The sequence below is a fragment of the Geodermatophilus sp. SYSU D00663 genome (genome assembly GCF_054050655.1).
The window spans coordinates 46,715-57,297 of the sequence record NZ_JBJGZT010000017.1 but is presented as its reverse complement, the minus strand read 5'-3'; the positions used below and the strand labels follow the sequence as shown (position 1 = coordinate 57,297).

The window sequence follows — 10,583 nt, the reverse complement described above, 5'->3', positions numbered from 1 at the left end:
AAGGCCCCTGTCCTCCTCAACGCCCGCACGCTCGGGACGAGCCCCGGGACGGGGCCGTCCCGGTGCTGCACCGGGGTCGTTCCGGCACGTCGCGGGGTCAGCGCTGGGGGACGGTGATCTCGTACTGGGCGATCCTGCGGTAGAGGGTCGCCCGGCCGATGCCGAGCTCCTCGGCGACGCGCGTCATCGTGGTGCCCGGCTCGGTCAGGCACCGCACGATCTCGTCGCGCTCGAGCCGCTCCAGGCGGGTCAGCGCCCGCGCGCCGCCGTCGAGCACCTCCGGCGCCAGGTGGCGCACGTCGACGACGTCGGCGCGGGCCGCCGCCTCCCGCACCACCCGCCGCAGCTGGGCGACGTTGCCCGGCCAGCCGCAGGCGGCCAGCGCCCGGGCCGCGCGCGGGGTGAACGACACGTCCCGGTGCCGCTCCTGCCGCGCGGTACTCCGGCGCGGTGAGCACCGCGGGCTGCGGGCCCCGGCGCGGCGGACCGTGGCCAGCACCTGCGCCAGCTCGCCCGCGGCCCACGCCGGCAGCCGGTGCAGCCCGGAGACGATCACGCAGTGTCGCCGTCGCGCAGCTCGGGGGTCCACAGCTCCAGCCGCGGGGCGACGTCCCGAGGTGTCGTCGCCGATCGGGGCCAGCACGAACCCGGCGGGGTCGGCGAGCATCAGGCCCACCGGCTTGTCGGCGATCGTCGTCTGCAGGTCGGTGAGCACCCGGTGCGCGCACTCGTACAGCAGGGGCCGGTGTCCGGCGTGCCGGTGAACACGGGCACGACCTCGTCGGACGGCACGCCGTAGCCCTGGCTGCGCCGCCACGACGCGCGCACCCGCGGGGCGCTGCCCCGGCCGGCCGGCACGGGGTCGGGCAGCGGCTCCGGTGGGCCGGACCAGCTCGTCCACGGGCACCTCCGGACGGCAGGACGCCGGTGTCCCGTGCCACGGGGAGGCACCCGCCGCGGCGGCGGGCGCGGCGTCTCCAGGTGAGACGCCGGGCCCGCTCGCGGCGGTCGCGTCCCGCGCTAGCGTCGGCGGCGTGCACGTGACCCAGCTCACGCCCGGAGCCGACGGAGGCCGACGGATGTACACCAGGGACGGCGAGCAGTACGACCGTCCCCCGCTCCCGCTGGAGGTGCGCTAGATGAAGGCCGTCCGCGTGCACGAGTACCACGCCGACCCCTCGATCGACGAGATCCCCGAACCGCAGCTCCGGGGCCCCCTCGACGTGATCGTGAAGATCGGCGGCGCCGGGGTGTGCCGCACCGACCTGCACATCCTCGAGGGCCAGTGGGCCGACCTGCAGAACCCGGACCTGCCCTACGTGATCGGGCACGAGAACGCCGGCTGGGTGCACGCCGTGGGGGAGGGGGTCACCAACGTCGCCGTCGGCGACACGGTGATCCTGCACCCGCAGCCCAGCTGCGGCCTGTGCGCGGCCTGCCGCGCCGGCCGGGACATGCAGTGCGAGAACGCGTTCTTCCCCGGGCTGAGCAACGACGACGGGGGGATGGCCGAGTACCTGCGCACCACCGCCCGCGCGTGCGTCAAGCTCGACCCGTCGACCGACCCGGCCGGCGTCGCCGCGCTCGCCGACGCCGGCATCACCGCCTACCACGCGGTGCGCAAGGCCCTGCCGCTGCTGTACCCGGGCACGACGGCGGTCGTCCTGGGCGCCGGCGGCCTCGGCCACATCGGCGTGCAGTGCCTGGCCGCGCTCTCGGCCACCCGGGTCGTCGTCGTCGACCGCAACCCCGACGCCCTGGCGCTCGCCCGGCAGATCGGCGCGGACGAGACCGTCGTCGCCGACGGCGGCCAGGTGCAGGCCGTCCAGGAGCTGACCGGCGGGGGCGCCGACGTCGTCTTCGACTTCGTCGCCGAGCAGGGCGCGGAGATGGACGGCTGGCGCATGACCCGCCCGGCCGGCTCGTACTACGTCATCGGGTACGGCGGCGAGCTGCGCATCCCGACGCTGGACTTCGTCGCCGGGGAGAAGAACGTCGTCGGCAACATCGTCGGCACCTACACCGACCTGGCCGAGCTGATGGTGCTCGCCCAGGCCGGGAAGGTCACCCTGCACACCCAGCGGTACCCGCTGGACCGGGCCGTGGACGCGCTCCGCGACCTCGAGGCCGGGCAGGTGCGGGGACGCGCGATCCTCGTGCCGTGAGCGTGCGCGGCCCCCGGCCCGCCCCGGCCGGGGGCCGCGTCTACCCCTCCCCGCCCACCCGCTCGAGGTCCATCCGCGACACCAGGTCGCCGCTGAACCGGTAGACGTGGCGCACCGTCTCCCGCGAGAGCACGGTGCCGCCGGGGTCGCGCACGGTCAGCGCCACGGTGACCGCGACCGAGCCGTCCGGGCGCTCCTCGACGCCGGTCGGCCGCACCAGCGGGCGGACCTGCGCCCACTGCCGCTCCCAGTAGTCCCGCACGCCGTCGTGCCCGTGCACCCGGCCGCCCTCCCAGCCGTTGGGCCAGTCCACGTCCGGCGCCATGGCGGCCACCACCGCGTCCAGGTCGCGGGCGGTGAACGCCCGGTAGAGCGAGCGCAGCAGGGCGGGGCGGTCCGGGGTGGTCACGGGGAGCGACGGTGGCACACCGGACCTCCCTCCGGGAGGAGCGCGCGTCCGCGCGATGCTGGTCGTCCGCCCACCCGACAGGAGTGACCATGACGCTCGCCGCCCCGCGGCCCCCCGCCACCGGCTCGGACGACGCCGCGCTGCGCGAGATCGAGCAGCGCGTGCTGTGGCTGGCGACGGCGATCGTCGACCACGCCAACCGGGTGCGCCCCAACCCGAGCGGTCTCAAGGTGGGCGGGCACCAGGCGTCCAGCGCCTCGATGGTCACGATCATGACCGCGCTGTGGCTGGAGCAGCTGGCCGCCGACGACCGGGTGAGCGTCAAGCCGCACGCGAGCCCGGTGCTGCACGCGCTGGAGTTCCTGCTCGGGCAGCTGGACGCCTCGTGGCTGACCACGCTGCGCGAGTTCGGCGGCCTGCAGTCCTACCCGTCGCGGCTGAAGGACCCCCTCCCGGCGGACTACTCGACCGGCTCGGTCGGCATCGGGGCCACCGCGCCGATCTGGGGCGCGCTGGCCCGCCGCTACGTCAACACCCAGTTCGGCGCCGGCGGCACCGGCCGGCAGTGGTCGCTGGTGGGCGACGCCGAGCTGGACGAGGGCGCGGTCTGGGAGGCCGTGCTCGACCCGATGGTCGCCGAGCTCGGCGAGGTGAACTGGATCGTCGACCTCAACCGGCAGTCGCTGGACCGCGTCGTCCCGACCATGGGCGCCACCCGGCTGCAGGGCATGTTCACCGCGGCCGGCTGGCAGGTGCTCACCGTCAAGTACGGCGCGCTGCTGGAGGAGCTGTTCACCCGGCCCGGCGGGGCCGCGCTGCGCGACCGCATCGACGGGATGAGCAACGCCGAGTACCAGCGGCTGCTGCGCCGCACGCCCGCGGAGGTCCGCCGGGAGCTGCCCGGGGACGGGCCCGGCGCGGCCGCGGTCGCCGGGCTCGTCGCCGACGTGGCCGACGCCGACCTGGTCGCCGCCGTGCGCAACCTCGGCGGGCACGACCTCACCGCGCTGCGGCAGGCGTTCGCGCGGATCGACGACACCCGCCCCACCGTGGTCATCGCCTACACCCTCAAGGGCTACGGGCTGGCCACCGAGGGCCACCCGCAGAACCACTCCGCGCTGCTCACCGAGGCCCAGCTGCACGAGCTCGCCGCCCGCGTCGGCGTCGACCCGGCGCAGCCGTGGGCCGGGTTCCCGGCCGGCAGCCGCCCCGCCGACCTGCTCGCCGCCGCGGCGCGGCGGCTGACCCGGCCCCCGGTCGACGACGCCGTCGCCCCTCCGGTGCCGGCCGACCTGGGCCGCACCCCGTCGGGCACCGCGACGACGCAGGCGGCGCTGGGCCGCACGCTGCTCGACCTCAACCGCGCCGCCCCGGAGGTGGGCCGGCGGGTGGTCACCGTCAGCCCCGACGTGTCCAGCTCGACCAACCTCGGCGGCTGGGTGAACAAGGTCGGCGTCTGGTCGCACGAGGACCGCCGCGACTGGTTCGCCGACGACGCCGAGACGATCCTGCACTGGCGGGAGAAGCCCTCGGGCCAGCACGTGGAGCTCGGCATCGCCGAGACCAACCTGGTCGGCGCCATCGGCGAGCTCGGCGCCACCTGGTCGCGGTGGGGCCAGCCGCTGCTGCCGGTCGGCGTCCTCTACGACCCGTTCGTCGAGCGGGCGCTGGAGCCGTGGTCGTTCACCATCTACGCCGGCGGGCAGTCGCTGCTGGTCGGCACGCCATCGGGGGTGACGCTGGCGCCCGAGGGCGGCGCGCACCAGTCGGTGACCACCCCGTCGATCGGGCTGGAGCAGCCCGGCTGCCTGTCCTACGAGCCGGCGTTCGCCCTCGACACCGAGTGGTGCCTGCTGGCCGCGCTCGGCCAGATGGGCCGCCCCGGCGGGCAGTCGGCGTACGTGCGGCTGTCCACCCGCCCGGTGGACCAGGCGCTGGCCGCGGTGCCCGCCGACCCGGCCGCCCGGGAGCGGCGCCGCCGGCAGGTGGTGGCCGGCGCCTACCCGCTGCGCCGGGTGCCGCGCCCGGCGGTGACGCTGGCCGCGATGGGCGCCGTCGTCCCCGAGGCCCTGGCCGCCGCCGAGCGGCTGGACGGGCTCGGCTTCCCCGCCGACGTCGTCGTGGTGACCAGCCCCGGCCTGCTGTTCCGCGCCGTGCAGGCCCGCCGCGGGCTGGACGACGCCGCGCCGTGGGTGCTCGACGGCGCGTTCCCCGCCGACCGGGCCGCGCCGCTGGTCACCGTGCTCGACGGGCACCCGCACACGCTCGCGTTCCTCGCCGGGGTCCGCGGGGTGCCGGCGGCGCACCTGGGCGTCACCCGGTTCGGCCAGAGCGGCGACCTCGACAGCGTCTACCGCCACCACGGCCTCGACGTCGACTCGCTGGTCGGCGCGGCGCTCGACCTCGTCGACTGAGCGGAGCGCGCCGCGGCCCGTTCCGCGGGCCCAGGAGATCCAGTCGACATGACGTCCTGACGACCGGGGTGCCGCGCGCAGCGGCGGTGCCCCGGTGTGGGAGCGTTGACCCTCGTGATCGGACACCAGGACCTCGCCGTGCGGACGTTGGGTCCGTGCCGCATCGACTCGCCGCTGGCGGAGCGGCTGGCCGCGCGGGAGACCACGCAGCACTCGGTGGAGGAGGACGACCGGATCCTCTTCGACGACACCCTGTCGATGGCCGGCACCCGGGGCGTGCCGGTCGACCAGCTGCCCAGCCTGGAGCCCGGCGGGCCGCGCAAGCGCATCTACTTCGACCCGGCCAAGACCCGGGTCGGCATCGTCACCTGCGGCGGGCTGTGCCCCGGCCTCAACGACGTCATCCGCGGGCTGGTCCTCGAGCTGTGCCGCCACTACGGCGTGCGCCGGATCGTCGGGTTCCGCAACGGCTACCGCGGCTTCATCCCGCACTACGGCGAGGACGTCGTCGACCTCTCGCCCGAGGTGGTCCAGCACATCGACGACGAGGGCGGCACCATCCTCGGCACCTCGCGCGGCGTGCAGGACCCCGAGGAGATCGTCGACGCCCTGGAGCGGCTGGCGATCAACATCCTGTTCGTCATCGGCGGCGACGGCACCATCCGCGGGGCGATGGAGGTCGTGCGGGTCATCCAGGAGCGCGGCCTGAAGATCGCCGTCGTCGGCGTGCCCAAGACGATCGACAACGACATCCCCTACATCGACCAGAGCTTCGGCTTCCAGACCGCGATGGCCGAGGCCACCAAGTCGATCCACGCCGCCAGCGTGGAGGCCCGCTCGGCCCCCGGCGGCGTGGGCCTGGTCAAGCTCATGGGCCGCCACTCGGGCTTCATCGCCTGCTACTCGGTGCTGGCCAAGGACGACGCCGACTACGTGCTCATCCCCGAGGTGCCCTTCGCGCTGCACGGCGAGCGCGGCTTCCTCGAGCACCTGCGCCGCCGGGTCGAGGACCGCGGCCACGCCGTCGTCGTGGTGGCCGAGGGCGCCGGGCAGGAGCACATCGAGGAGCACGAGCCCGGCCGCGACGCCTCGGGCAACGTCCGCCTCGGCGACGTCGGCCGGCTGCTGCGCCGGCTGATCACCGAGCACCTCGACGACGCGAAGGTCGAGAACAACGTCCGCTACTTCGACCCCAGCTACGCCATCCGCAGCGTGCCGGCCAACCCCTACGACAGCGCCTACTGCCTGCGGCTGGCGCACGCCGCGGTGCACGCGGCGATGGCCGGGCGCACCGAGGTGATCGTGGCCCGGCGCCGCCGGCGGTTCGTGCACATCCCGATGCCGCTGGCGGTCAGCCGCCGCAACCACGTCGACCCGCTCGGCGACCTGTGGATGTCGGTGCTCGAGGCCACCGGGCAGCCGGTGCGCTTCGAGTAGGGCTCACCCGCCCGGGTGGGATCCCGGGATCCGGCTCCCCGCCGCCCCCGCGTCTGCCGATGGGCCCGTGTCAGGTGCAGCTCACCAGCGACACGAGGGACGGCATGGACACGACGGGACGCTCGACGACGCGACGGGGCCGCCTGGCGCGGGGCCTCGCGGCCACCGCGGTCGGCGCGGCCGTCGCCCTCACCCCCGGCGTCGCCGGGGCGGCGCCGAACCGCGCCGACCCGCCCGACGTGGTGCCGCTGGTCGACTGCGTCGTCCGGCACGCCGACGGCAGCTGGACGGCGGTGTTCGGCTACGACAACCGCACCGGGGAGACGGTGGACATCCCGGTCGGCCCGGCCAACCAGGTGACGCCGGCCCCGCTCGGCGAGCCGCAGCCGACCACCTTCGCCCCCGGGGTGCGGCACGGCGTGTTCTCCGTGACCGTCGAGAACGGCGGCGGCCCGATGTGGCACCTGGGCAGCACCGACCTCGCCGCCCGCAAGGCCGACGCGGCGTGCCCGCCCTCGACGCAGATGCCGGCCGAGGGCAACGGCACCGGGCTCGCGATCGGCGTCGCCGTGGCCGGCGGGGTCGGCGCGGTGGTGCTGCGGCGGGCCCGCCGCCGGGCCTGAGCCCTCCCGCGCCCGGCCCCGGCCGGGCCAGGATCACCCCGGGACGGCGCCGCCGTCCCGGGGAGGAGACCGCCATGGCCAACCACGTGTACCGGCTGACCGAGGTCGTCGGCAGCAGCCCGACCGGCATCGACGACGCGATCCGCACCGCGATCGGCAAGGCGTCGCAGACCATCCGGCACGTCGAGTGGTTCGAGGTCCAGGAGGTGCGGGGCCAGGTCGTCGACGGCGACGTCGCGCACGTCCAGGTGACGCTCAAGATCGGGTTCCGCGTCGAGGACTGACCGCCTCGCGTGCGGGCGCCGGTCCGGTCCGGCGCGGTGGGACACTGGGGACGTCGGCCGGCGCGGGCCGTCGCACCCCTGCCGTCTGCCCGAGAGACCTGCCGTGATCCTCCCTGAACCCGACACCCGATCCGCCCTGCGCGCGGTGCTCTTCGACATGGACGGCACGCTGGTGGAGTCCGAGCAGCACTGGGGACACGCCCTGTTCGCCCTCGCCCGGCGCCTGGGCGGTGAGCTGAGCGCCGCCGCCCGCGAGGCCACCGTCGGCACCAGCATGGCGACGTCGATGCGGATCCTGCAGGCCGACCTCGGGATCGAGCGCACCGCCGAGCAGACCCGCGCGGACGTCGCCTGGGTGGAGGAGACCGTCGCCGGCCTGCTCGCCACCGACCTGCACTGGCGGCCCGGCGCACGCGAGCTGCTGGCCGAGGTGCGCGCCGCCGCGCTGCCCACGGCCCTGGTGACGACGACGCCGCGCCGCCTGGCCGACGTGGTCATCGCGCACGTCGAGGGCGCGTTCCCGGACGTACCGCCGTTCGACCTCACCGTCTGCGGCGACGAGGTGCCCGCCCGCAAGCCCGACCCGGCGCCCTACCTGCAGGCCGCCGCCGCGCTCGGCGTGGACCCGGCGGACTGCGTCGTCGTCGAGGACTCCGCGGCCGGGGTGGCCGCCGGGCTGGCCGCGGGCGCGACCGTCCTCGGCGTGCCCGCGCTGCAGCCGCTGGAGCCCGCGCCGGGCCTGGTGCTGCGCGACACGCTGGCCGGCGTCGGGCTCGCCGACCTGGAGGGGCTGCTGCTCGGGCGGGACACCGCGCCGCGCCGCTGACCCCTCAGCCGGCCGGCACGACCTCCCGGCCGCGGGAGACCACCACCCGCACCCGCGCCAGCGCGGCCACGTCCACGGTGGGGTCGCCGTCGACCAGCAGCAGGTCGGCGTCCAGGCCGGGCGCCAGCCGCCCGGTGCGCCCGCCGAGGCCGCAGGCGGCGGCCGCCACGGAGGTCGCCGTCGCCAGCGCCTCGGGAGCGGGCACCCCGCCGTCGGCGAGCGAGGCGACGGCCCGCGGCAGGAGCCCGTGCGGCTTGCCCGGGGCGATGCCGCAGTCGACGCCGCTGACGACCCGGACGCCGGCGCGGTGCAGGCGGGCCGCGTCGGCGGCGCGCGCCTGCTCGGTCATGTCCAGCCGGTCGATGAGCTCCTGCACCCGGGGCGGCGGCACCGCGCCCTCGGCCAGGCCCAGCGTCGGGCAGACGGCGGTGCCCGCGCGGGCCAGCTGCTCCGCCAGCGCCGGCGGGACGCCCCAGCCGGTGGCGGTCAGGCACGAGCAGTGCTCGATGCCGTCGACGCCGGCGCCCAGCACCTGCCGGACGGCGGTCAGCGCGTGCGCGTGCGCGGTGACCGGCAGCCCCAGCCGGTGCGCCTCCTCGACGACGGCGCGCACCTCGGCGGCGCTGAACTGGCAGGCGGCCATGTCGGTGCCCGCGGTCATCGCCCCGCCGCTGGCCATCAGCTTGACGACGTCCGCGCCCCGTTCGGCCCGCTCGCGGACCGCGGCCCGCAACGCCTCGGCGCCCCGGACCTCGCCGCCCATGCCCGCGCAGTGGCCGGCGGGGCAGGTGAGCGGCGGGCCCGACGCGACCACGGTGGGGCCGTCGGCCGGTGCCCGCTCGACCACCGCCCAGCCGACGTCGCCGAGGTCGCGCACCGCCGTGACCTCGGCGGCCAGGTGCTGCCGGAGGGCGGCGGCCACGATCGCGTCCACCTGCGCCGGCTCCAGCTCGGGGAGCTGGTCGAGGGCGCGGGGGCCGCTGTCGCCGCAGAGGTGCACGTGCGTGTCGACCAGGCCCGGCAGCAGCGTCGTCCCGGGCAGCGCGGTCACGGGGACGCCGTCGGGCGGGGCGGCCCCGGCGGGCTCGACGGCGACGATCCGGCCGTCGTCGACCAGCACCAGGGCCCCGTCGCGCAGCACCCGCTCGCCGTCGAAGGCGTGGTCGGCCCGGTAGCCGCGCATGCCGGCCTCCTGGATGGCGGGGACGCCGACGCTAGGACCGGGCGCGCCGGCCGGTCGACGGGGACCGGCGCGTCTCGCTCCGCCGCGCCGCGCCCGTCCGTCCGTCCGTCGACCGTTATCCCCAACTTCCGGACCGACCCGCCGGCCGGCGCCACGGCGGCGGAGCGGCGACCGGCGGGACCCTGCCCGGGCCGTTGTCCCGCGATCGTCCCCACGAGCCGGGCCGGCAGGACCGGCCCGGTGCCGGGGCGGGAGCGTCAGTCGCGCTCGACGATCGGCAGCGTCGCCCAGCCGGCCCGGGCGGCGGCCTCGGCGGGGAAGGGCGGGGGAGTGCCGCCGAAGGAGGGGCACAGCGCCTGGTGGTCGCACCAGTCGCACAGCCGCGTGCGGTTGGGCCGGAAGTCGCCGGTGGCCACCGCCCGCTCGATCGCCGCCCAGATCGCCAGCAGCGTCCGCTCGAAGCGGACGAGCTCGGCCTCCTCGGGGGCGTAGGTCAGCGCGTCGCCGTCGCCGAGGTAGATGAGCTTGAGCTGGGAGGCCACCACGCCGCGGGTGCGCCACAGCACCAGCGCGTAGAACTTCATCTGGAACAGGGCCTTGGACTCGAACGCCTCGCGCGGCATCGAGCCGGTCTTGTAGTCGACGACCCGCAGCGCGCCGTTGCGGGCGACGTCGAGCCGGTCGACGTACCCGCGCAGCAGCAGCCCGTCGGGCAGCGTCACCTCGACCAGCTGCTCGCGGCCCTCCGGCTGGATGCGGGTGGGGTCCTCGAGGGTGAAGTAGGTCTCCACCAGCTTCCCGGCCGAGTCCAGCCAGGCCTCCAGCGACGGCGGCTCCGCCCCGTCCTCGCCGGCGGTGAACAGCGCCTCGACCTCGGGGTCGGCGCGCAGCTCGTCCCACGCCGGCGCCACCAGCCCGCGGGCCGCCTCGACGGTCCGCTCGGCCGGCGGCAGGTCGTAGAGCCGCTCCAGGACCGCGTGCACCAGCGTGCCGCGCACCGCCGCGGCGCTCTTCCTCTCCGGCAGCCGGTCGATGGTGCGGAAGCGGTAGAGCAGCGGGCAGGTCTTGAAGTCCGCCGCGCGGCTGGGCGACAGCGAGGGCCGGCGCGGCGCCTTCCCCCCGTCGGGGGCCTGCTCGCCGCCGTCGGACGCCGTGCCGGGGAAGACCGTGCCGCTGCGTGCCGGGTCCTGCGCCACTGCCGTCATGCGTCCGACGCTACGACGCTCCTCCGACAGTTCCGAG

General features: G+C 76.5%; 10 protein-coding genes. 6 read left to right on the top strand and 4 right to left on the bottom strand.

What is annotated here, in order from left to right:
* Nucleotides 1-97: 97 nt before the first annotated feature.
* The gene (locus ACI79Z_RS14555) at nucleotides 98-715 is read right to left on the bottom strand and encodes a helix-turn-helix domain-containing protein (protein ID WP_456903021.1); all 618 of its coding nucleotides are present in this window, start codon (nucleotides 713-715) and stop codon (nucleotides 98-100) included.
* Between the two features lie 424 nt (nucleotides 716-1,139).
* On the opposite strand from ACI79Z_RS14555, the gene ACI79Z_RS14550 reads away from it, so the two are divergent.
* Nucleotides 1,140-2,165, top strand: a complete 1,026-nt coding sequence (locus ACI79Z_RS14550) for an NAD(P)-dependent alcohol dehydrogenase (RefSeq protein WP_456903020.1) — start codon at nucleotides 1,140-1,142, stop codon at nucleotides 2,163-2,165.
* A gap of 40 nt (nucleotides 2,166-2,205) precedes the next feature.
* Here ACI79Z_RS14550 and ACI79Z_RS14545 read toward each other — a convergent pair whose 3' ends face one another.
* Nucleotides 2,206-2,574: a nuclear transport factor 2 family protein gene (locus ACI79Z_RS14545; protein ID WP_456903019.1), complete on the bottom strand. Its 369-nt coding sequence runs from the start codon at nucleotides 2,572-2,574 to the stop codon at nucleotides 2,206-2,208.
* An 89-nt stretch (nucleotides 2,575-2,663) separates the two neighbouring features.
* Between ACI79Z_RS14545 and ACI79Z_RS14540 the strand changes: the two genes are divergently transcribed.
* From ACI79Z_RS14540 to ACI79Z_RS14520, 5 genes are all read left to right on the top strand, one after another.
* The gene (locus tag ACI79Z_RS14540; RefSeq protein WP_456903018.1) at nucleotides 2,664-4,988 is read left to right on the top strand and encodes a transketolase-like TK C-terminal-containing protein; all 2,325 of its coding nucleotides are present in this window, start codon (nucleotides 2,664-2,666) and stop codon (nucleotides 4,986-4,988) included.
* A gap of 114 nt (nucleotides 4,989-5,102) precedes the next feature.
* Nucleotides 5,103-6,425 (top strand): ATP-dependent 6-phosphofructokinase, encoded by a 1,323-nt coding sequence (locus tag ACI79Z_RS14535; RefSeq protein ID WP_387989648.1) that lies wholly within the window; start codon nucleotides 5,103-5,105, stop codon nucleotides 6,423-6,425.
* 104 nt (nucleotides 6,426-6,529) lie between these two features.
* Complete coding sequence (locus tag ACI79Z_RS14530; RefSeq protein ID WP_456903017.1) at nucleotides 6,530-7,048, top strand: hypothetical protein; 519 nt, start codon at nucleotides 6,530-6,532, stop codon at nucleotides 7,046-7,048.
* A 74-nt stretch (nucleotides 7,049-7,122) separates the two neighbouring features.
* Nucleotides 7,123-7,332, top strand: coding sequence for a dodecin (locus ACI79Z_RS14525; protein ID WP_387989654.1), 210 nt, complete (start codon nucleotides 7,123-7,125; stop codon nucleotides 7,330-7,332).
* 103 nt (nucleotides 7,333-7,435) lie between these two features.
* The gene (locus tag ACI79Z_RS14520; protein WP_387989656.1) at nucleotides 7,436-8,158 is read left to right on the top strand and encodes an HAD family hydrolase; all 723 of its coding nucleotides are present in this window, start codon (nucleotides 7,436-7,438) and stop codon (nucleotides 8,156-8,158) included.
* 4 nt (nucleotides 8,159-8,162) lie between these two features.
* On the opposite strand, the gene ACI79Z_RS14515 is transcribed toward ACI79Z_RS14520, so the two are convergent.
* The gene (locus ACI79Z_RS14515; RefSeq protein WP_456903016.1) at nucleotides 8,163-9,341 is read right to left on the bottom strand and encodes an amidohydrolase family protein; all 1,179 of its coding nucleotides are present in this window, start codon (nucleotides 9,339-9,341) and stop codon (nucleotides 8,163-8,165) included.
* Between the two features lie 257 nt (nucleotides 9,342-9,598).
* Nucleotides 9,599-10,546: a RecB family exonuclease gene (locus ACI79Z_RS14510; RefSeq protein WP_456903015.1), complete on the bottom strand. Its 948-nt coding sequence runs from the start codon at nucleotides 10,544-10,546 to the stop codon at nucleotides 9,599-9,601.
* Nucleotides 10,547-10,583 lie beyond the last annotated feature (37 nt).

Bases quoted from the DNA above. Each gene is read 5' to 3' on its own strand.
- ACI79Z_RS14550 (WP_456903020.1), top strand. From the start codon at position 1,140: ATGAAGGCCGTCCGCGTGCACGAGTACCACGCCGACCCCTCGATCGAC.
- ACI79Z_RS14540 (WP_456903018.1), top strand. From the start codon at position 2,664: ATGACGCTCGCCGCCCCGCGGCCCCCCGCCACCGGCTCGGACGACGCC.
- ACI79Z_RS14530 (WP_456903017.1), top strand. From the start codon at position 6,530: ATGGACACGACGGGACGCTCGACGACGCGACGGGGCCGCCTGGCGCGG.
- ACI79Z_RS14525 (WP_387989654.1), top strand. From the start codon at position 7,123: ATGGCCAACCACGTGTACCGGCTGACCGAGGTCGTCGGCAGCAGCCCG.
- ACI79Z_RS14515 (WP_456903016.1), bottom strand. From the start codon at position 9,341: ATGCGCGGCTACCGGGCCGACCACGCCTTCGACGGCGAGCGGGTGCTG.
- ACI79Z_RS14510 (WP_456903015.1), bottom strand. From the start codon at position 10,546: ATGACGGCAGTGGCGCAGGACCCGGCACGCAGCGGCACGGTCTTCCCC.